Origin of the sequence: Nonomuraea sp. NPDC048901, assembly GCF_040649695.1 — a bacterium.
GTDB lineage: Bacteria > Actinomycetota > Actinomycetes > Streptosporangiales > Streptosporangiaceae > Nonomuraea.
The window spans coordinates 182,406-203,243 of sequence record NZ_JBEZFW010000004.1 but is presented as its reverse complement, the minus strand read 5'-3'; the positions used below and the strand labels follow the sequence as shown (position 1 = coordinate 203,243).

Sequence of the window (20,838 nt, the reverse complement as noted above, 5' to 3'; positions counted from 1 at the left end):
ATGGATTCCACCAAGGCCGACATCAAGATTCGCGAGATCCTCCGCGGCGAGGACACCTGGGGTGCGGGCTCACCCTCGGATCAGGCCACGGCCTTCTTCCTCGACACGATGCTGGACGACATGGTGACGCGGGTCCGCCAGCGCAACAGCGCCCTGCGCCGCCCGGTCGATCTGCTGATCAGCATGAGCGGCTTCTCACCGCTCACCACGATCCTCGCCTACGAGCTAATCCGTCCCCGGCGTTTACTCGTCATCTACTCGGAGCAGGCGAACGCGAGCGTGGATTTCATCGCGGGCCGAGTCATTGGGCCCGGGCGGCTTCGCTTCCAGGACTTCTCACACCGCTCCGTCGAGCCCACCGATCCACAGGGCGTCTACCGAGAGGTCAAAGCAGAGCTAGACCGCTCCGCGATGCCGAACAGCAGGCGGTTGTCCGCGGTAATAGACATCACTGGCGGCAAGAAGGTGATGAGCGCCGCAGCCGCGCTGGCGGCTTGGCAGCTGAACCTTGGCATCTGCTACCTCGACGGTGAGTACGATCAGGAGTTCCGCCGCGTCGTTCCCGGGGACGAGCGACCGCTTCTCCTCGACAACCCAACGGCTCTGTTCGGGGAGCAGGAGATGGCGGCAGCTCTGGAGACCTTCAGGAACGGGGCCTTCGGCAGCGCGCACGCCCAATACCAAGAGCTATGCGAGCAGATCGCCGAGCCTGTACGCGCCCGCTTCATGCGTGCACTCAGCGAGCTGTACCGAACATGGTGCGATCTGGACCTGTCGGCCCTGCCCGACTGCATCGCGACGGTCGAAGGCGCGCTCGCCGCCTATCGGGACCTCACGTCGGAGACCTGCGACCGGATCACTGAGCAACTGGCATTTCTTCGCTCACTCACCACAGAGCCACCCGACCTCAACAGACTGCTGGTCTGCTTCTATGTCCTAGGTATGCACTACCAGGCCATCGGGCGGCACGACTTCGCAGCTCTGTTGTTCTATCGAACCGTCGAAGGCTGCTTGGCTCGCCGCCTGGAGCTGCGTTTTCCCGGCTTCAGCTGTAAGAAGGCCGACTACCGGTTGATCGGCGATGTCGACGACCTCACCCGCGCCTACCGCAGGGCGATGTCCGACACCGGCGCCCAAGGCAGCGCGGAGCTGCCCGCCGATGTTGACCTGAGGACAGCCGTGCTGCTCTTGTATGCTCTCGGCGACGACTTCATAAGCCAGGCGGGGTTGCACACGCCGTCATCGGTCAAGAGCCTGCGCGACCTCGCCGCGGTCCGGAACGACTCGGTGCTAGCCCATGGCTACCGCACGATCTCTCCCGCCCAGTCGGACAAGCTTAGCGCTCGGGCCAAGCACCTGCTCACGGTCTTCTGGAAGCTACACGGCCCGCCAACTGACGTGCAGGCTCTGTGCCAGAGGCTCCGCTTCGTGGACACCGACCGGTGATCCGATCATTAGCGACGTAAGCCGGGCCAACCATTGGGTTCGAAGCCCGCCGGGGCACTCTTCTTCCTTCTGCGAATGACCTATCAGCGCCAGCATCCGTTGGATGGACGACCTGGAGAGCGACCGCCGCGCCAGCAGTAGGCCGTCGCTCTCCTTACGTGTACGTCAGGCGCCTGGCATCGGACTGAGTCATTTGCCGGATGGCGGACCGTCTGGTTTGCACTTGAACATCTCAGCGAACCGCCCCTGAGCGATTTTCATGAGCTGAATAAGGTCGTAGTCCTGATCTCGTGCGGAATTCTGCTTGACCGTGATAGCGATGAGCGAGTTGTTGGATCCACAGCGGAACCAGGTTTCCACCGTCCGGTATGGATTGAGCCGGACCTCGAAGTCAGCAATCAATCCCTTGCCCAGTTCTCTAGGCAGTTCAGCCGGATTGCTCTTCTGCGCCCATTCGAGGTATTGCTCGATGGTTCTCCGGGAGCCTGAGACCTCGTAACTTGTGATGAATAGGCTCTGCTCTTCGTTCGAGATGACGCAGTCATATCTGACAGGATTGCGTTCATCGTCACCAGCCTTGTAGGGACCGGTGTAGCCCGTCAGTTCAGCCACCACCGCCTGGGGGATGAAATAGCAGAGGTAGGGCGGCCGGTCGGCGACGGAACCCCGCACGGGGCTGGGGCCATGCGTCGGATCGGCCACGGGCTTGTCCGCCGTGCATCCGACGATCATCATGACCGTCGCGGCCCCGCAGAGCCATCCTGGGAGCCTGCTCATTTGGTTGCGGCCTTGAGGTTGTCGCCGATTTCCTTGGCCCCTACGGAGGCGCTTTGCTGCGCTTCCTTGAAATCGGCCGGAACCGTAGTCTTATTAGATATCCAGCGCATGAAGCTTTCGTATTCGTCTTTATTCATGTCGCGCGGATCCTTCACCCTCGGTGGGTCACCGATCAAAAATGGCCCCACGAGATTCTTACGATCATAAGTTCCATGAGCCACCGCAGACGATGCGAGCATCTGTTTCACCAGCTCTTGAGCTGCTATGTCATTCGAGGCGGCATCGCCGAATGCCTTGTCCGTTTTTCCGCCGGCGTGGCCGCTCTGCTCCACGAGCCAGTCCCCGGCCTTCGTGTAGCCGTCCTTGATGAATGTCTCGTAGATACTGCCGACCGCCTTGAGTCCCACCTTGCCAGCTTTCTCGGCGAAGGGGATCGGAACGAGGCCGATTCCGTCCTGGATCATCTTCCGCAACTCCGCGTCCGCCGCGTCTGCCTCCTTGCCTCGACCGACGAGCGCCATCCTGCGTGCCTCCACCAGGTGCCCCAGGGCTGTGGAGTTGAGCGCGATCACATTGTTCAGCCCTCTCTTGTCACCCGTCGCCAACGCCTGATCGATCTTGCCTCGCATGTCCGCGATCTCTCCGCGAAGCAGGCCCTGGTAACCCTGGTCGTCGCCAGCCACATCGAGCATGACGAGATCGAGGTCGGTCGGGCTGAAGCGCGCTGTGTTCTTCCCGTCGACATTTCCCGTGAGCTCGTCGTCGGCTGCCCGCTGCTGGTTCCAGAAGTAGGAGAACACGACGTTGTCGGCGTGCTCGGACAGGATGCGGCCCATGTTGTCGCGGATGCCGGAGAGCCGATCGAGTTCCGACGGGTTCTTGATCTCAACCACCCCGGCGTCGTTGAACGACACCTGCGGCTTCACATCGTCGGCGAGTATTTGGGCAGCCTTGGCGGCCAGTCGCTTGGAATCGGCGTCGGCGCCCTTCATAGCGGCTTCCATGGCCTCACCCAGCGATTCACCGCGATCGCCCATCTCCCACTGCGGGCGCCGGTCGCTCATCAGGTACTTCAGCAGGTCCTTGTCGTCGAGCAGTGCCTGGGCGCGCTCTCGCGACGTGCTCGCGACCGTCATCAACGCGGCGATCGGGTCCGCGGCGCCGATGGCCTCGGAGTCCTGGAGCGGCTGCGTGTCGATGGGAGCGGGCAGGTTGTAGACGTCGGTGTCCTTGGGCAGGAACCTTGCGCCATGCTCTTTCAGGTAGTCGCGGTCCCAGCGGATCATGTCCTGGCCGATGGTCTTCATGAACCACTCGCTGTAGGCCTGTTTCGGCGCCGCCGCGAGGATCTGGCCGAGTGACCAATATCCGGAGTTCGTTAGCCCGCCCATGTCAGGAGCCGCGATCTCCGCGCGCCCCTGCTGCTTCAACTCCTCTGCAAATTTTCGGCCGACATGCACATCCTTGGTCACGTCGGTGGCTGTGGCGAGCGCCTTGCTCAGCATGGACAGGACGTCACGGTTCTGCCGCCGGATGGCCTCCGCCGAATCGCGATCGGCATCGAGTGCCTTGCGCACCCGGGTCCCCATGGCGGCGGGGATCGTGAGGAGACCCCGCGGGCCGAGTTGCTCGATGAGGGCGGTGGCAAACTGCGGGTCAGACAGCCGCCCCTTGTAAGCGGCGAGCTTCTGCAGCGCGTTCGCGTCCCCGCGTGCGGCGGCGGCGAACAGTGGAGCCGCCAGCGCCGCCTCGGCACGTACCTTGGCCGGGATCATTCTCGACTCGTCGATCCGGGTCAGCCCGGGAGCGACGACCGCCCCGGGGAGCGGATTGCCGAACACGTCCACGTCGACCTTCTCGGCCTCGTACGCGAGATCGCGCCGCCGGTAGAGGTCGGGCGCCTGCTCGGTCAGCCACTGCCCTATCCGGCCGATCGCCGCCACTCCGGGGTGCGTGAGTTCGACCTCGTTCAGAATCGCCCGAAGCTGCGCGGCACATTCGGTCAGGCCTTTTCCCACATTTTGTACGCCGGATCCGAGCTGATGCATTTCTTTGGGGTCGATCGAGGAGAAAGTCATTCGTCTCTCGGCCCCATCACGGTCAGATTGGAGATCGTTTCGTCGAGATGGTCGATGACCCCGCGAAGCCCCCGCCACAGCTCCGCACGCTGATGCGTCAGGTCACCGCCGAATCTGTCGGCGACCGGCCCTGTCCACGTGCGTCCGCTCGACATTTGCAGCAGCGGCCGGTCCAGGGAATGCCAGTGCTGGTCCGAAATTTCCTGCGCGCGGCGCAGCGCGTTCATCAACTCGGCACGAGTAGCCATGAAGACCTCCCACCGAAGTGGTACGCAAACCGTGCCCCTCAAGTCTCAAATTCGCTCCGATTCACTTTGCCATGCCATCATTCCCGGCGTCATGTCGCCGGACAAAAACGGTATTCCTGTCAGCCGAGCCGGTCGACCTCCACGGCCAGGGCCTGCCCGGACACCGCGTACATCTCATGCCTTGTCTTCGGACTGGGAGGCGGGAACATCACCAGCCCCAAAGACGTCCTGACCGAACTGGCCGCCGCGAGCCTGGCCATCACGGCGTAACCATCGCGTTGGGCCCGCGTCCAGCGAGTTCGACCGCGACGGTCGCGACCACGCGACCGAGCAGACACTCACTACCGAGGACATGATCACCCGATACGAGGGGCTCGTTTCCCACGTCGGTGACCCAGCACCAGGAAGGGATCCCGCCGAGGTCGGCCCGCGATCACGAATCGCCCAGGGATTGGGTTGACTCTCGGGTCACCGGAGGTCCGATGGTGGTGTGGTGGACGACGACGAGTTGATGACAATCGGCCGGTTCGCCCGGCTGACCGGGTTGTCGGTCGGCACGCTGCGACACTACGACGAGGTCGGCCTGCTGTCGCCGGCATCAGTGGACCCCGCCACCGGGTACCGCCGGTACCGCATGGCGCAAGCCGAGCGGGCCCGGCAGATCCGCATGCTGCGATGGGACGACCTACCGATCGAGGACATCCGCCAGGTCATCGACGACCAAACCGGAGCCACGACCCGCCAAGTCCTGGCCCGGCACCAGCGCCGCCTGCAACGTCAGCAAGACCTGCTGACCGCCAGGATCGGCGACACCATCCGCTTCCTGCAGGAAGGAATCACGATGCCCGTACTCCAGGCCGGTTGCCGACCCATCCAGCTCAAGATCGCCGTTGACGACCTCGACACCGCGGTCGCGTTCTACGTCAAGGCGTTCGACTTCCGCTACGACGTGGCCCGGCGCACCCAGGAAGCGGACTACTCCGCGTTCCTGTTCGGCACATACGGTCAGGACGACTTCTTCCTGGTACACCTCATCGCCGGCCAGGAGCGTATGGACCAGCCAGGCACGTCGACGTTCGGGCTGCTGACCGAGGACATCGACACCTACCACGCCCGCGCCATCAACGCCGGCGCAACCGAGGCCGTTGCCCCGCACGACGCCGAAGGAATCCCCCGCTGCTCGGCGATCCGTGACCCCAGCGGCAACTGGATCTGGCTCTACCAAGCGTGACCGATGGGGTCAGCCGCCTTCCCCGAAGCGTCGGGGCGCGGCAGGCGCACACACTACGTGGTCGACCCCCGCCCAGCAGCTGCATGGAGTCTCCGACGAGTTTCGGGTGGCCAGTAGACCGAGACATCGGGAGAATCGGCTGTCGTGAGGATGGGCATCTCCGGCTTCGAGCCGATCTTCCTGGTCGGGGTTGCCGCGATCCGCGAAGAGCACGGATCGCGGCTGGCTGCGCTTGCCGGGCGTCGTCTGACCGGGTTTGCGCTCGTACGTTTCGCCGAGGATGGGGATTGGTTCGCCGACTGCCCGGTCGTCCTGGACTTCGACGGCATGCAGATAGAGATCTGCCACTGGAAACTTGACGAGTTGTCGATCGGCTGGAACGCCATAGACATCACGACGGCGATCACAGGCTGGGAGTCGCTGGAGTTCACGCCTGAGTGGTCGTGCGCCGACGAACGACTAGAGCCGTTCGTCGGTCAGGAACTGTCCCAGGTCGCTCTGCTCGAGTGGCGACCTTCAGGCCTCGACCTGGCGGACGGCACCGTTGCCGTGGAGTTTGTCTTCGATAGCGGTCGCTTCCAAATCGTCAACAATCTCGACGAGAACGGCATCGACGTCGGCGACGCTCATTCGGATTTCGTGCGGCATCGGCTGAACTGTTGAGTTCGTCAACATGGCTTGCGGTTGATCTCGATAATCGGCAGCAGCGTCGCCGACGCGGGCAGCCACACCCGCGAGTTCGACCAGGGCAGGCGGGGCGTGCTGACCACCACCAAGCGCATCAGCGACGCCGACAGCGAACTGCGGGCCCGCTACGTGCTTGGCCGGGTGCTGTTCGCGAGCAACCGGCTCAAAGAAGCCGAGGAGCAGTTCAGGATCGTGCACGAGCTCTCGGTCGAGCGCGCGGAGAAGGTCGTCACCGATGACGTGATGAAGGCACTGGCCGTCGTCGCAGGCCAGCAGCGCCGTGCCAATGACGAGGACCTGTCTTTCTGCCTCTGCCACACGGATCAGGCCGCTCCGCATGAGATCGCCGAGCAAACTGTCAGCACCCTCTTCAAACAGCGCACGGCCACCCCGTAGTCACCGTGCCTGACCGGTAAGGATCTGCATCCACAGTGTCCGCGCAGCGTAAGCGGACATCCACGCACTTTCAAGGATGTCCGCAGGCTCATCGAACGGGTAATGCCGTACGAGCCACAGGCCGCCGGCCGTGCAGAGCTCGAACATCGGGTACCTACACGCGCACGTATGACCGCGAACCCGCAAGCGATCAGCGCGGGGCCGGACCGGCGTCCACTCCACTTCGACGGCCCCTGCCTGCGGAGCCGCCACATGCGGACCGTGATAGTCAAACTGCGGAGGCAGACAGCTCATGACCTCACCGCCATCCGAGTCTGATCCTGCAGCAACGACACGAAAGCCTCCGCATCGTCCGCACTCACCGTCTGCCGCAAACCCCTGTCGATATCGGCATCCCTGAGACGGACACCACGCAAGGTCGCGTAGAACACACCCGCATCGCTACAGAACAGCGACCAAGCCGGGAACGCCGCACGAAGAACGTCAAGGTCGTAGCGCTCGTGAGAACCCTGTTCAGGTGACATGCGACGACCGTAGAAGCCGTAGCGTAAGCGAAGGGACACACTCTGTATCCCTTCGCTCCTGTCAGATCATCAGGCCGATATGGTCCGCGAGTTCCCGTGCCTGCGGCCGTAGAGCGGCCGGGCCCGTCTCGCACAGGTCAAGGGTCATCCGGCGCGCGTAGCCGTTGTAGCGGATGGTCTCCGGTGCAGCTTGGTGCGCGAGCTGCAGCGTACCGAGGACCGCCGCGTGGTCTCGCTGCAGCAAGTGGGCACGAGCAACCTCGATCAGATGCCGGCCGCGTCGCGGACGGGACGGAATAGGTACGGACTCAGCGTGGTCGCTCTGCCGCGCGGACTCCCCACCCTGATGGAGCTCAACCGCGATGGTGACGGCGTGCGGGCGCATAATTACCCGCGAGAACGAGGTCCACGGCTGGTAATAACCGTCAGGGAGCCGATCCGCGACCCGCGCCGCCTCATCCCAATGCCGCCACGCATCACCGATGTCGCCGGTACGTGCTGCGGTGAACGCCAGCTCGAACAACAACGCCCCCCACATGGCGAGCAGGTCCGTACCCGGGTCGTCCATGTGCGACTCGATGGCTGCCATCCCCTGCCTGTTGATCTCATGCGCGGCGTCGAAGTCGGCAGCTTCCCGATGCACCTGAACTAGGAACCACACCGCACACGACAACGCCAGCGGATCCTCTGACTCCCGCGCGGCGGCCAGCGCCCGATCGGCCACCCGCCACAGCAGGTCCGGCGCGGGCTGGTAAGCGACGAACATCTGAGTCAGGCCATAGGTCTCCGCGAGCAGCGCCTGGGCGGTGCGCCGGTGCTCGCCTCGGTACATCCAGGCGGCCAGCTGGGCGTCGCGAATCAGGTCGGGGAGCAGATCACCGAGGGCAGTGCGATGATCGGGAGAGGCATGCCTGATCCGCCACGCCGCATCGAGTCGTGCCCGAAGGCTGGTGAGCGGCTGCACGGTGCCGCGCGGCTGGATCGGTACGGCGTTGACGGCCTCTCGGACTGCGCTCAGTGCCGGATGGCCGGAACCGGTGAACATCCGCACAGGTATGGACTGATCGCCAGTGAGCTCGCTTAGGTCGCGAACGCGCAAGGCCTCAGCGAGTTGCAGCAGGATCGGCAGCCGGGGATTCTGCTGACGGCGGCCGTGCTCGACGGCCTTCAACCAACTCTCGGACTTACCGACCAGGCCGGCGAGGACTTCACGGGTCATGCCCCGACGCTCACGCAGGTGTTGAATGCGCTGGCCGATAGTGCGTACCGGTGCACTGGAATCGTTGGTGTCGTCGTCCACAGCCTGCCTCCCGGAAGGTGACATCCTCAGGCTACGATGCACCCCCTTTGCCTGCCAGCGAACGCCTGACGTGCATGTCCTGGAACAGGGCAACGGGGGACAGGACAAGATCGATGATTGACTGGATGAGAACTTTCTCCACGGTTTTTTCAAGGGCAGCCCGCCTGCGGCGACCTGCCGCGCGTGGGCGGGCGCTGGCCGCGCTGCGGCTCTTCGGCCGGTCGCGGCCAACACCACCCACACGCAGACTCCCCACATGAACGCCATCAGCCGAGACAAGAGCATCGTCATCTACGGGCAGACCACGTAAAGAGCAATCTCTGCCAGAGTCCTCCGTGACGACTCAGAAGGTCGCGCCGAACACACCGGATTGGCCATCTTGACGGAGAGGAAGCGGGGGCCAGGCGCGCCACCGCGCTCCCTTGCCCTCCGCCTCCACCGTCGCCCCGCGGTGAGCTGTGGGGCGAGCCGACTTTAGTCGAGCATCTTATGAAGAGCCCCTACGGCCATCAGACCGACGATCACGGCTGCTGTGGGTCCTTCGGCCTGGCCCACGAGAGCCGAGATGGCCGTTGCAACAGCAAGTATCAGGAACCAGCGTTGCGGCAGAGGCGGCGGGTGTTTGGGATGAGGGTTAGGTCGTACCCTGGGCATGCGGCGTCTCCTCCTGGTGCACTTGGGTGGATGCGCTGGATCTGTGACCCCCGGGCGGTACCCCGGGGGTCACACGCATTTCTGCTGAATCACATGGTGCCCTTTGGGATGTCTCTTCGCGACTCGACTTGCCCGACGTCTTGACCCGCCAGTTAGAGGCCCCTGAACATGGAGAACCTCGTGGTGGACCCCTCCACAGAAAAGGGGCGGATCAAGGCGTCAAAACAACTTCCGAAAGAGCCGTAAGTCGCTCAGAGAACGTGCCTGCAAGGAGATCAGGTGAGACAGAGGGATCAGGAGAAGCTGGAGCGACGAGTCGAGCGTCTTCAGCGGATGGTCGAGTCGGTGGAAGCTGCCCGGGTGAAGCTGAGGCAGCAACAGCGCCGCCCGCTACGAAACGTTGCCATTAGGTCACGATTTGCATACAAGGAAAACTTAATTCGATATCGCATATCTTCGGCTCGCGTACTTCCACCTGAGGCCGCTCGGCCCCCCGCTGCGCGCGTTGTATCACCGAACGGTATGGCTTTGCGGCTGTATTTAATTGCCCTCTGCGTCGCCCAGCTCGGCTCTGGCGCCGGGACGCGTCCGGCCAATCGGCTGCCGCTGCGGGATGGGGGATCAAGTACCGGGTGGATTGATCTCCTGGCCTTGCCGAAGCCTAGGAGAGAAACGACCCCTATGGTCGCAGACAAAAAATATCGACGTGTGATATCGGCCCTGGCCAGCTTGGCAAGCGATAAGAATCAGCTCGTATATCTGCCTCGTAGACGCGAGAGATCTGGCAGATATGAGGAGTTTCAGTTACTGGACGAAGGCGGAGCGCGATCGACTGGTGACCCGGTGCGGTATGCCGTGCCAAGACCAGGAGAAGCAGATCAATTTGGCGTTCCGTACGGCCTGTTTGAAAATGGGTGGATACATATCCTAGAAGACACCGAGCTCCTCTTGCTTCTTTCTTTAGCACACCATCGCGATTTATATGCTTTTCCCGAAGACGAGGGGTGGGTAAAGATTGAGAGCCGGGAACGACTGCAAAGCTATGGGTTGGGGCGCGACGCGTATCAGTCTCATCAGGTTCTGCAATGGTTCGGGTTGTTAGAAGTGGATGCTGATCCAGATCGTCGCACTGACGGCACCCTTCCGGTTCCTCCCGCTTATGCTGCCACGAATGGCCTACTCCATAGGTTTCGAATAAAGGAGAAGGCATTTGGTGAGTCAGCGCTAGAAGTTGCCGTGCCTGCCCTCAAGAGGCTTCTATCTTGATGCCAATCATCGCACTGAGAAGGCGGAAGGTTCTGTACCGCATTGGCTGGCGTCGATGTCAGCCGATGTTCCTCGGTGGACTCCGCTGGCCAGGCCCGGAAGATCGTACGTAGGCAGGTTCGTGTTGTTACCCCTCCGCAAGGTATCCAAGCATCTCTGCTACTTCTCGTGTTTCTTCGTGGTCTGGTCCGTAGAGGATGCGGAGGTCGTCGAACAGCGGGGTTAGTATCTCGTGTGCCGCCGTGACATCACCCTCGCTGGCGAGAAGTGTCCCGATGCTGCGCCGGACCTCGATGGCGGTTTGGGAGATGTCGCTCTCCTTCGCGCGAACCAGGCGCAGAACGTCCTGGTACTGCCGAAGCGCACTGGTGACGTGGCCAAGTTCGGCGCGGCAGTCGGCCGCGTGGCGACGGCAGTCGATGACGTTGTTGCCTGTCGGTCCCTCGGCGACTTCATAAGCCCGGGTGAGGTCGTCGAACTCCGGGAGTGATCGGCGATAATCGCCTCCGACGAATAGAATCGCTGCTCTCCTCTTGCGTAGGGCAAGGATCCTTGGGTGGCGGGCTCCGAGGGCGGTTGAACCTGAGTCGATTACGTCCTGGAGGGCGTCTGCCGCTTGCACGTAGCGTTCGTCGTTAAGGAGCTCGTCGACCTTACGGTTGGCGTCGGCGACGGCGGCCTTGAAGTTAGTATCGGCCAGTCCGCCTGGAGAAAGAGCAGGTGCCGGCTCGGGGACGCTGGGGGCGGCCTCCGGCGGACGCGGGGCGTTCGGGCGACGATACATCTGGGTGGGATCCGGACAACCGGCGAGCTGAGGGCCACCCCGCGGCGCGGGTGATCCCTGTGGAGGTAAGAACGGCAGAAGGCTGACGTAGGCCGCGTAGGCATCCGACGGGCGCTGCTCGGGCTTCTTGGCCAGCAGTTCGAGGACAAGCTTCTCCAAATCCTCTGGGATTTCGGGGCGTAGCACGCGAACCGGCGTTGGTCCGGAATGACGATGCTGCTCGACGAATTCGTCCTCTGTGGGGCCGTCGAAGGCCGGATGGCCGGTGAGCAGCTCGTGGAGGAGACAGCCAAGGGCGTAGAGGTCACTCTGCGGGGTGACCTGACGGGCTCGGGTCTGCTCGGGCGACATGTACTGGAAGGTCCCCATCGGGATGCCGAGTCTGGTCAGTTGCGGGACATCGGGGCGGAGGATCGCGGCGATACCGAAGTCGAGCACCTTGACCGTGCCGTCCGCGCTGACCAGCACGTTGTCGGGCTTGAGGTCGCGGTGGACGACGGGAATGGCGTGGGCGTGGGAGAGGACAGTGGCGATCTGTGCGGCCATCGCCGCCGCCCAGGGGATCGGCAGGAGAGCACCAGGACTGATATAGGAGCGCAGGCTGGTGCCATGAATGTACTCCATGACCAGGTAGAGCTGGTCATAGGGCTCTTCGAGAACAGCGTCGTAGACCTGGGGCACGCCATGGTGGCGAATGCGCGCGGTGATACGGGCCTCACGACGGAAACGGTCGGCGAGCTCCTTGGCATCTCGTATGGACGTGACCACGTCTGTGCGGATTGCCTTCACCGCGACCTCGCGGTCGAGCACGGCGTCGTAGCCGCGCCAGACCGTGCCCATGCCGCCGGTACTGATCTTCTCGGTCAGCTCGTATCGCCCGGCGACGGGTTCAATCGACACGTTGTCTCCACGAGTCGTCCTCAGCACGTTTGGTGATCAGTGTGACCATGGAAGAGCTCGACTGTCCAACAGAAGCCATCAAGCCACGTCGTCGAGACCCTCCTGCTCGCGGATGAGCCGCCAGGCCGCCCGGCGGGCGGTCTTGGTGAGCGCGACCTTGAACGTGGGGTCCTTGTCGAAGAACCTGTCCCCGAGCGTCTTCAGGTTGTCGACGTGGTCGGCGACCTTCTCCTCGAAGACCTTGTTGAAGACGTGCCCGAAGTTGTCCGGGTCCACGTTGGCGACGGCGGCCTGCCGTACCTCGTGGTCGGCGACGGTCTCGTTGAACGGGACGATCATGTCCTGCTCGGTGAAGCTGGTGCCGAACTTCTCGTTGAACTTCTCGATCAGCTCCGACAGCAGCGACTTCTCCTCCTCCTTGGACCGGCCGGAACCGTCGCCGAAGCCCTTGAGAATGGAAGCGCCTTCCGGGGTGAGGCCGAGGTCGTGCTCGCCGGTCTTCTCGGTCTTGACATGCGTGAGGTCGATCTCGCCCAGGTCCACGTCACCCCTGGCGCCGTGGGGGAGCCGGGCCAGCAGGTAACGGCCGTAGACGTAGAGCAGTTCCAGGTCCTCGTCCTGGTAGGGGATGACCTGGGAGAGGAATCCGTACTTGCTGACATAGGCGTCCAGGTCGGACCGGAAGTCCTCGGCCTTCTCCTGGTCGTCCTCATCCTCGCTGTCCAGCAGGTCCTTGAACCGGCTGACCGCCGGCGCGAGCAGCCGGTAGAGCTCAGCGTGCAGCTTCTCGCGAGAGACCCGGGCCTCATCGGCCGCGAAGAGCGCTGCGGCGAAGGCGAGCATCTCCTGCTTGTAGAGCACTTGGTGACCCATGACCTTGCTCAACGCCGTGTACAGCAGGTTTGGGTCCGAGGGGAGCGTCTCCGCCTCCTCGAAGTAAGGGCGGAAGGAGTCCCTGATCTGCTCGGCGTCGTTGACGAAGTCGATGACGGCCAGGTCCGCCTGTGACTTGCGCTCAGCGGTCCGGTTCAACCGCGACAGGGTCTGCACGGCGGCGATGCCCGCCAGCTTCTTGTTGACGTACATCGTGGTCAGCAGCGGCTCGTCGAAGCCGGTCTGATACTTGTCGGCCACGACCAGGATCCGATACTCGGCGCGGCCCCTGCCGCCGGCCTTCACGACCTTGTCGTCCGCGCGGGTGTAGGCGAACGCCTTGGGCAGGGCGTCCTCGCCGAGGCCGCCGTTCTCCTTGACCTCGGTGATGTCCTTGTCGCCGTCGTGGTCGAGGCTACCGGAGAAGGCGACCAGCACTCCGATGTCGCTGCCGCGGATCTCCAGCTCCTCCTTGATGGCACGTGACATCTGCAACGCGCTGACCCGGTATGGAGTGACGACCATCGCCTTGGCCCGTCCGCCCATCCTGCCTCGGGTGTGGGCCAGGAAGTGCTCGACGATGACGACCGCCTGCTGCGCGACGGTCGCATCATGGGTAAGGGCGTACCGGGCCAGCTGTGGACTGGCCTTCGACTTGTCCACCTCCCGGTCGTCGGGGTTGTTGCTGACCAGCTTCCAGAAGGTGTCGTAGGTGACGTAGGCGCGGAGCGGATCGAGGATGAAGCCCTCCTCGATCGCCTGCCGCATCGCGTAGGTATGGAACGGCTTGTACTTCTCCTCGCCGTCGACCTTCGCCAGCTTGCCGAACAGCTCCAGGGTCTTGGCCTTCGGCGTGGCCGTGAAGGCGAAGTAGGAGATGTTGGAGGCCATGCTACGCTCGGCGGCGCTCTGCTTCAGCATGGCGTCCACACTGGTGGCGCCCTGGGCTTCGTCCTCGGCGTCCAGGCCGAGATCACGCAGCGCGGCGCGGACCGCCTTGGCGGCCTCGCCGGACTGGGAGGAGTGCGCCTCGTCCACGACGATCGCGAACGTTCGGCCCTTGATCTCGGTCGGGTTGTCCTTGAGGTACTCCACCAGCACCGGGAAGGTGGCTAGGGTCACCGTGATGATCTTCCCGCTCTCCTTGGAGAGCGCGGTTGCCAGCTGCGCTGACTTCGCCCCCTGCCGCTCGTCGATCTTGATGACGAGCCCGGCGGTCTGCTCGAAGCTGCCGACCGTCTCGCGGAGCTGGGCATCCAGGTTGCGCCGGTCGGTGATGATGATCGTCTTGTCGAATACCGGAACGCCGGGCTTGAGCCCTTTGGCCACCGCTGCGGGATCGAGCTCGCGGGCATCGGTCGCCGTGTGCAGCGCACTCAGGCGGTGCGCCAGCCAGGCGATCGTGTTCGACTTGCCGGAGCCGGCCGAGTGCATCACCAGGTAGTTGTGGCCGGCTCCATGCCGTACGGCATGCGCCGTGAGCTTCTTGACGGCGTCCCACTGGTGGAACCTGGGGACGATCGCCGAGCGTCCGCTGCCCTTCTTGTCCTTGGGCTGGTGGACGAAGCGCTCCAGCAGGTCCAGCCAGTTGTCACGCTCCCACACCTGCTCCCACAGGTAGGAGGTCGGATACTTTCCCGGTACGGTCGGCGTCGGGTTTCCGGTGCCGCCGGATTCGCCAGGGCCTTCCGACCCCGTGTTGAAGGGAAGGAACGGCGTGTTCTTGCCGCGCAGTCTCGGGGCGACGAAGACCTGGTCAGGGTCGACGGCGAAGTTCGCCACCGACTTCTGGGCGAAGATCGGCTCGGTGTGGTCGCGCTTTTCCCTGTACTGCTCCTTGGCCTGCTCCACGCCCTGCCCGGTGAGCGGGTTCTTCAGCTCGGCGGTGGCGACCGGGATGCCGTTGACGAGCAGCACCAGGTCCAGGCGGTGGCCCTGGTCCGCCGCTTTGGTGGCGTAGGCGATCTCCCGGATGGCCGTCAGCCGGTTAGCCCGGTAGTTGGTCAGCACGTCGTCGGATTCGACCAGGTTCGGCTTGAAGTAGGCCAGCCTGATACGGACGCCGCGATCCTTCACGCCGTTCCGCAGCACGTTGAGGACGCCTTCGGTGGCGATCTCCTGGTTCAGCCGTTTGGCGAAACCCTGTTGGGCGGCATCGGGCTCGTTGCCGTAGAGGGTGATGAGCTGGTTCCACTCGTCGATTTGGGTCGCGCCGATGAAGGTGAACAGTTCAGCGGTGGCCAGGCCAAGATCGACTCGATAGTCCGAGTGATGGCCCACCTCCCAGCCACGCTGCTGCATTTCGGCGAGGATCGCGCTCCGAAAGGCTTCCTCGTTGTGGTTCGCAGCCATCACTACTCCACTCCACGTCCGCTCGCCGATGACACATCGAACTGCCCGGTCACTGCCGCCGTGATCAGTGCCTGTCGATGTTCTGCTAGTAGTCCTCTCGACCGCTCAAGCATGGACCGCGCTCGCCGGCTCTCCTCTGCGGCTCTTTCAAGGCCCAGAGCAATCTCATCCTGCTGATTGACAGGGATATTCGGAAGCTCGCAATCCTTGACGACGCTGGTCGGTAGGTTGTTGGCCATGCCATCGGCTCCAGAGATGCCGTTTTTGATGTGTTCGCGAACACGATGGCTGCGCAACATATTCGCTACGAAAGCGGGTCTCATTCGGGTCTCGTTGAGGCGAATTCGATAGACCTTGTCGCATAGGAGGAGGTTGCCTTCGTAGTCCCCCACTATTCCGACGCTGCCGATCAGGTCCCGCGATCCGCTTGCCCTTGACATCAAAAGATCGCCCGGATAAAGGCGATACTCCTGTCGTGGGGCGGTCTCTGGTGGAAGTGCCTTGTGCTGAAGAGGGTCGAATATGCCAGTGTTAACGCATCCTGCCTTTACTACTGCCCACTCACCGTCTTCTGCTAGCCGATCATCGCACTGTGGCGACCAGCCTTGCTCGATGCTCATCAGGGTGTACCGCAGGCGAATCGCACCGTATTTGACGACGCAGACCTCATAGGTCTCGGAGAGGGCGCTAATCGTGCGCGACAAGATCAGCTGGATCTGATGGGAACGGAGCATCGAGAGGCGGTCGATACGAGCAGTCTCGGCGTCGAGGAAGCCCGCGATCCGTCGTTGCTCATGCAGTTCTGGCACTGGAAAGGACAGGTTGCGAAAAGCTTCAATGTCAATGGCTTGTCCTTGGCGAATTCCCTGCGTGATGCTGGCTAGTTGCGATATAAAAAACCCTGACCTGAAGTAGTACTTAAAGAACTCCGGGGTAATTTCGGAACCTGGCTGTAGTACGGTATATGCCGGACTAACATTTCCTCGAATTTCCGAATGGGAGATCCCATGTTGGAAGGACCGAAGGCCAATTACGAAGTCGCCGGGTTCTACCAGCTTATAGTTGCTTGTCTCTGAAAGGGGATTCCAGACGGAGAACTCCAGGTCGTCGCGAAGGAGAACGCCATCCTTCGTTGCAGAGGCTAGTGGAGCCTCGACTCCACGCACGTCAGACAGCGAAAAGCAGAAGCGGGAACGACGTGTTGCCCAACTGCTGGGGAGATTCATTCGGCTACCTCGCTAAGGAGGGCTCGGATCTCGGCTTCGAGAGACTTTAAATCAGCGTCGATCTCGGTCAGCGGACGGGGTGGCGTGTATACGTAGAAGTGGCGAGTGAATGGGATCTCGTAGCCGATCTTAGTTTTCTCGTGGTCAATCCAGGCGTCGGGAACGTGCGGGAGAACTTCGCGTTTCAGGTACTCCTCGACGTCCTCGTCCAACGGAACATTCTCAAAGTCACGCAGGTCCGGGTCGGGTTCTAGGTTTGGGTCGCTTTTTTTCTTGCGCTGCACCTCGCCCTTCGGGTCCTTCACGCCGATGGCGTCGCGAAGCGACTTAAGGAACGGCGCCTTCGACGGCCACGGCCTCCCGGCAGCGGCCACCGCCGCGTGCAGAGCGGAGAAGGCCTCGGCCTTCGTCCACCATGTGGAGCCGAGCAGTGGGCGGATCGCCTCAAGCTGGTCGCTGACACCGATGTCGCTGCCGGCGGCGATCGGATTGTAGACCGTCAGGGAGGTCCGTACCTTAGCGAGAGTCTCTTCGGTGAGCTCGAACCGGAGCTTGAGCGGCCGCTCGACGGTGATGCGGCGGTAGCCGAAATCCTCATTGCGGAAGATCTTGGCCTTGCCGTGCAACGGGTGCTCAGGGTCGTCGGCCACGCTGAGCGCTTCACCGTACAGTCTGGTGATCTCTCTGACCTGGTCCTCGCCGATCGCCTTGCGCTTGTCACCGAGAGACTTGCGCATCTTCTGCCAATACTCCCGCGCGTCCAGCAGGATGACCTTCCCCTGGTGATCGGGGGACTTGCGGTTGCTGAGGATCCAGAAGTAGGTGGAGATCCCGGTGTTGTAGAAGAGCTGGTCGGGCAGGGCGACGATCGCCTCCAGCCAGTCGTTCTCCAGGATCCAGCGGCGGATGTTCGACTCGCCCGAACCGGCAGCACCGGTGAACAGCGGGGAGCCGTTGAAGACGATCGCGATGCGGCTGCCGCCCAGCGCGGGCGTCTTCATCTTGGAGATCATGTGCTGGAGGAAGAGCAGCGAGCCGTCGTTGATCCGGGGCAGACCGGCCTGGAATTTGCCCTCCGGTTCGCGTGCCGCCTCGTCCTCGATCTGGGTCTTGATCTTCTTCCACTCGACGCCGAACGGCGGGTTGGCCAGCAGGTAGTCGAACCGCTCCCGCAGGTGGCCGTCGTCGGTGAAGGAGTTGCCGAAGGCGATGTGGTCCGGGTCCTGGCCTTTGATCATGAGGTCCGAGCGGCAAATCGCCCAGGACTCGGGGTTGAGCTCCTGGCCGAACGCCTTGACGGTCGCGCCGGGGTTGAACGTCTTGATGTGCTCCTCGGCGGCGCTGAGCATGCCGCCGGTGCCGCACGCGGGGTCGAGCACGGTGCGTACGACACCGCTGTCGCGCAGCAGGTCGGCATCGGGTGCGATGAGCAGGTTGACCATCAGCTCGATGACCTCACGCGGGGTGAAGTGCTCACCCGCGGTCTCGTTCGAAGCCTCGGCGAAGCGCCGGATCAGGTCCTCGAAGATGTAGCCCATCGCCTGGTTGGAGACCACCCGCGGGTCTAGGTCGAGGTCGGTGAACTTGCCGATGACCTGGTAGAGCAGATCGGCCTCGTCCAGCTTCTTGATCTGCTGGGCGAAGTCGTACTTCTCCAGCACTTCGCGGGCGTTGTCGGAGAAGGCCGCCACGTACTGGTTCATCAGCGAGGCGGCGTGCTTCGGGTCACCCGCGATCTTCTTCAGCGTGTAGCGGCTGATGTTGTAGAAGTTATGCCCGGCCGCCCGGCGCAGGAAGAACTCGCGCTCCTCGCCCTTGTCGGCGGCGTCGGCGACTGCGTCGCGGGTGGAGCCCAGAACGCACTCTAGGCGGCGCAGCACTGTGAACGGCAGGATCACCTTGCCGTAGTCATGCCTGCGATAGTCACCGCGCAGCAGGTCGGCGACGGCCCAGGCGTGGTTGGACAGTTGGGAGTGCTTACCGAGGTCCAACGGGGGTCCTTCTCTCGTGGCGACCGGGAGGACAGTGTCCTCAAGTGTGAGGGGAATGCGAAGAGTGGGAGGGCTGATCCAGCGGAAAACTCAATGTTGCGGAGGTGTCAGCCCACCGCCGGTCAGGGCTGAGGAGACGGTCCTGGCGGTTTCGGCGGCCAGTTCGTGCATGTGCCGGGCTGCCTCCTCCAACCGGTGCAGCTCACGGAAGGCGGAGCCGTACCGGACCTGCTCCTCCAGTGGGAGAAGTGGCACCTTGAACCGCAGCGGATCGATGGGGATGTAGGAACGCAGACCGGATGCGGCTGCGAGATTCTCCTCCGTGAGCGAGAAGCCGGCCAGGAACCACGGGTCCAGCCGGGACGGGTCGACCCGGAGGGCGACCAGGTCGGCGCCCAGCATGGCTCCCGCGTGGCGATCATCAGCCACCCGGAACCTCGCTCGCTCTCGCGAGGCGATCCCCTTCGGAAGGAGAACGTCGCCCGCCGCCACGATGACCGGCGTGGCCGGTTCAGGCCGGAGAACGGCGAGCAGGCCGCCCCGGACGAGATCGCTGATCAAGGCGGTGCGCCACGTCCTCGGCTGGTCTGACGCAGCCCATCGTTGAGACGAGATCGCCGTGTCCAGATCGGCATGGCTCTGGGAGAGCTCGCTGAGCAGGAGAGCGGCCTGCCGAGAAACCTCTGCCGGGTCAAGTTGCGCACGGTGCAGGTGTCGGATCGGTGTGAGATCGACGTTGTCGCCGAAGAGTTCGACCACGGGGACCGCTCTTGCTCTGCCGGGCACCGGTTCGAATTCGGCCGGGTCGTTGAGGAAGGCCCGCCAGGTGGCGAGGGTGGTGCCCGTGAGGGTCTCCCAAGCGGGCGTTTCGTCGCCGCTTCCTTCGGACAGGTCGAGCATCAGGATCGGTTCGGCAGCCGCACTCGGAGGGGGATTGCGCAACACCCACAGGTGAAGGCCGACGTGCAGCGGGACTGCGAGGCCGGGTGGCAGGGCGATCACGGCTCGGATGGCACCTGCTTTGAGTAGCTCGGTGCGAATCTTCCGGCTCGGCGTGCGCGTGGCCGTGGACGGCGGTAGCAGGAGCACCGCGTGGCCACCAGGGGCAAGGTGGGCGAGTGCGTGCTGTACCCATGCCAGCTCGCTTTCACCGCGGGCCGGCGTGCCGTACGTCCAGCGAGGGTCGTAAGCCAGTTGGTCGTGGCCCCACTCGCGGTCCCCGAACGGTGGGTTGCACAGAACCGCGTCTGCTTTCAGCCCATGGAAGGCATCGACGCGCAGACTGTCGCCGGCACGCACCAGCGTCAAGGCCTCCGGGCGGGACAGTGTCAGGCGGATAGTGCTGCGCAGCGCCTGCACCTCCAGCCGATCCTGCCCGAGCAGCTCGGTCGCTCCTCGGCTGCCGGCAGCATCGAGGAGTGACCCGCCGCCGCAGGCAGGGTCGAACACCGTCTCGGGGTAGTGGTCATCGGTCCGCAGCAGGGCTGCCATGAGGTCAGCGAGCTGGCGTGGGGTGGTGAAGGCGCCAGGGGAGTTGCTGTCGGCGAGCTCTCGTTCGGCCAAAACGTCAACGACAGCAGGACCGCCCTCGTCGCGCACGCTGCTCACGATGGCTCGGAGCACCGGTGCATCGTCGGTCTCATAGGTCAGCGTGGAGCTTCCCGGGAGGTCAGCGAGACTGGCCACGGCCTGGTTGGCCGTTTCGGCGAGCGCCTTGTCCGGCAGGGCGGTCAGGTCGCGCTCGGCTTGCACAGCAGTGAGCACGAAGGGCAGAAGCTGGTGCGCGATCGCGGTTCCCTGCCGGAGCCGTAGCAGCGTACGGAGCTCAGCCAGAGCAGAACCCGATTTCGTCTGCCCGTGAACTGCCAACCAGACCCGCACGGCATCCAAGTCGTAGAGCGGACTGGTGTCGGCTCCAGCGGCGGGAGCGGGAAAGTCCGCGTGACGCCGCCGCCAGTTGCTGACGGTGGCTCTGGTGACCCCCGCCAGCCGGGAGATCTCGGCGGCGGTCACGTACACCGGCTGCTGCGACATGGTCTCCTCGTTCCCTTGGCGACTGCCGTGATGGTAACCGTGAAAAGCAGTCTTAGCCAAGCGGGAACTTT

The 20,838-nt window shown here is 63.6% G+C and carries 16 protein-coding genes; 5 read left to right on the top strand and 11 right to left on the bottom strand.

Annotation, left to right across the window (positions count from 1 at the left end):
* The gene (locus AB0C30_RS14790; RefSeq protein ID WP_357943448.1) at window positions 1-1,446 is read left to right on the top strand and encodes a TIGR02710 family CRISPR-associated CARF protein; all 1,446 of its coding nucleotides are present in this window, start codon (window positions 1-3) and stop codon (window positions 1,444-1,446) included.
* A gap of 189 nt (window positions 1,447-1,635) precedes the next feature.
* Here AB0C30_RS14790 and AB0C30_RS14785 read toward each other — a convergent pair whose 3' ends face one another.
* The 4 genes from AB0C30_RS14785 to AB0C30_RS14770 form a co-directional block, all read right to left on the bottom strand.
* Window positions 1,636-2,181, bottom strand: coding sequence for a hypothetical protein (locus AB0C30_RS14785; protein WP_357943446.1), 546 nt, complete (start codon window positions 2,179-2,181; stop codon window positions 1,636-1,638).
* 38 nt (window positions 2,182-2,219) lie between these two features.
* Window positions 2,220-4,301, bottom strand: coding sequence for a hypothetical protein (locus AB0C30_RS14780; RefSeq protein WP_357943445.1), 2,082 nt, complete (start codon window positions 4,299-4,301; stop codon window positions 2,220-2,222).
* Window positions 4,298-4,549 (bottom strand): hypothetical protein, encoded by a 252-nt coding sequence (locus AB0C30_RS14775; RefSeq protein ID WP_357943443.1) that lies wholly within the window; start codon window positions 4,547-4,549, stop codon window positions 4,298-4,300. The genes AB0C30_RS14780 and AB0C30_RS14775 overlap by 4 nt, the downstream gene beginning before the upstream one ends.
* 119 nt (window positions 4,550-4,668) lie before the next feature.
* Window positions 4,669-4,812 carry a hypothetical protein gene (locus AB0C30_RS14770; protein WP_357943441.1) on the bottom strand — a complete coding sequence of 48 codons (144 nt, stop codon included), beginning with the start codon at window positions 4,810-4,812 and terminating at the stop codon, window positions 4,669-4,671.
* Between the two features lie 230 nt (window positions 4,813-5,042).
* Between AB0C30_RS14770 and AB0C30_RS14765 the strand changes: the two genes are divergently transcribed.
* The 3 genes from AB0C30_RS14765 (at window position 5,043) to AB0C30_RS14755 (ending at window position 6,863) form a co-directional block, all read left to right on the top strand.
* Window positions 5,043-5,780, top strand: coding sequence for a MerR family transcriptional regulator (locus AB0C30_RS14765; RefSeq protein WP_357943439.1), 738 nt, complete (start codon window positions 5,043-5,045; stop codon window positions 5,778-5,780).
* Window positions 5,781-5,924: 144 nt separating this feature from the next.
* Complete coding sequence (locus AB0C30_RS14760; RefSeq protein ID WP_357943437.1) at window positions 5,925-6,443, top strand: hypothetical protein; 519 nt, start codon at window positions 5,925-5,927, stop codon at window positions 6,441-6,443.
* Window positions 6,444-6,458: 15 nt separating this feature from the next.
* Window positions 6,459-6,863 (top strand): hypothetical protein, encoded by a 405-nt coding sequence (locus AB0C30_RS14755; RefSeq protein WP_357943435.1) that lies wholly within the window; start codon window positions 6,459-6,461, stop codon window positions 6,861-6,863.
* Between the two features lie 290 nt (window positions 6,864-7,153).
* Here AB0C30_RS14755 and AB0C30_RS14750 read toward each other — a convergent pair whose 3' ends face one another.
* On the bottom strand, window positions 7,154-7,387 hold the full coding sequence (locus tag AB0C30_RS14750) for a hypothetical protein (RefSeq protein ID WP_357943434.1): 234 nt from the start codon (window positions 7,385-7,387) through the stop codon (window positions 7,154-7,156).
* A 61-nt stretch (window positions 7,388-7,448) separates the two neighbouring features.
* The gene (locus tag AB0C30_RS14745; protein ID WP_357943432.1) at window positions 7,449-8,687 is read right to left on the bottom strand and encodes a helix-turn-helix domain-containing protein; all 1,239 of its coding nucleotides are present in this window, start codon (window positions 8,685-8,687) and stop codon (window positions 7,449-7,451) included.
* Window positions 8,688-10,022: 1,335 nt separating this feature from the next.
* Here AB0C30_RS14745 and AB0C30_RS14740 point away from each other — a divergent pair.
* Window positions 10,023-10,607, top strand: coding sequence for a hypothetical protein (locus tag AB0C30_RS14740; protein ID WP_357943430.1), 585 nt, complete (start codon window positions 10,023-10,025; stop codon window positions 10,605-10,607).
* Window positions 10,608-10,734: 127 nt separating this feature from the next.
* Here the strand turns inward: AB0C30_RS14740 and AB0C30_RS14735 are convergent, their stop codons facing one another.
* The 5 genes from AB0C30_RS14735 to AB0C30_RS14715 form a co-directional block, all read right to left on the bottom strand.
* Entirely contained in the window at window positions 10,735-12,291 is a 1,557-nt protein-coding gene (locus tag AB0C30_RS14735; RefSeq protein WP_357943428.1) for a protein kinase, read from the bottom strand.
* A 78-nt stretch (window positions 12,292-12,369) separates the two neighbouring features.
* Window positions 12,370-15,516 (bottom strand): type I restriction endonuclease, encoded by a 3,147-nt coding sequence (locus tag AB0C30_RS14730; protein ID WP_357943426.1) that lies wholly within the window; start codon window positions 15,514-15,516, stop codon window positions 12,370-12,372.
* A gap of 2 nt (window positions 15,517-15,518) precedes the next feature.
* Window positions 15,519-16,742, bottom strand: coding sequence for a hypothetical protein (locus AB0C30_RS14725; protein ID WP_357943424.1), 1,224 nt, complete (start codon window positions 16,740-16,742; stop codon window positions 15,519-15,521).
* Window positions 16,739-18,733, bottom strand: coding sequence for a class I SAM-dependent DNA methyltransferase (locus AB0C30_RS14720; protein ID WP_357943422.1), 1,995 nt, complete (start codon window positions 18,731-18,733; stop codon window positions 16,739-16,741). Before AB0C30_RS14720 ends, AB0C30_RS14725 begins: the two co-directional genes overlap by 4 nt.
* A gap of 90 nt (window positions 18,734-18,823) precedes the next feature.
* Window positions 18,824-20,767 (bottom strand): N-6 DNA methylase, encoded by a 1,944-nt coding sequence (locus AB0C30_RS14715; RefSeq protein ID WP_357943420.1) that lies wholly within the window; start codon window positions 20,765-20,767, stop codon window positions 18,824-18,826.
* Window positions 20,768-20,838: the final 71 nt, after the last annotated feature.

Bases quoted from the DNA above. Each gene is read 5' to 3' on its own strand.
- AB0C30_RS14785 (WP_357943446.1), bottom strand. From the start codon at position 2,181: ATGATGATCGTCGGATGCACGGCGGACAAGCCCGTGGCCGATCCGACG.
- AB0C30_RS14730 (WP_357943426.1), bottom strand. From the start codon at position 15,516: ATGGCTGCGAACCACAACGAGGAAGCCTTTCGGAGCGCGATCCTCGCC.
- AB0C30_RS14740 (WP_357943430.1), top strand. From the start codon at position 10,023: ATGGTCGCAGACAAAAAATATCGACGTGTGATATCGGCCCTGGCCAGC.
- AB0C30_RS14725 (WP_357943424.1), bottom strand. From the start codon at position 16,742: ATGAATCTCCCCAGCAGTTGGGCAACACGTCGTTCCCGCTTCTGCTTT.
- AB0C30_RS14780 (WP_357943445.1), bottom strand. From the start codon at position 4,301: ATGACTTTCTCCTCGATCGACCCCAAAGAAATGCATCAGCTCGGATCC.
- AB0C30_RS14790 (WP_357943448.1), top strand. From the start codon at position 1: ATGGATTCCACCAAGGCCGACATCAAGATTCGCGAGATCCTCCGCGGC.
- AB0C30_RS14715 (WP_357943420.1), bottom strand. From the start codon at position 20,767: ATGTCGCAGCAGCCGGTGTACGTGACCGCCGCCGAGATCTCCCGGCTG.
- AB0C30_RS14750 (WP_357943434.1), bottom strand. From the start codon at position 7,387: ATGTCACCTGAACAGGGTTCTCACGAGCGCTACGACCTTGACGTTCTT.
- AB0C30_RS14775 (WP_357943443.1), bottom strand. From the start codon at position 4,549: ATGGCTACTCGTGCCGAGTTGATGAACGCGCTGCGCCGCGCGCAGGAA.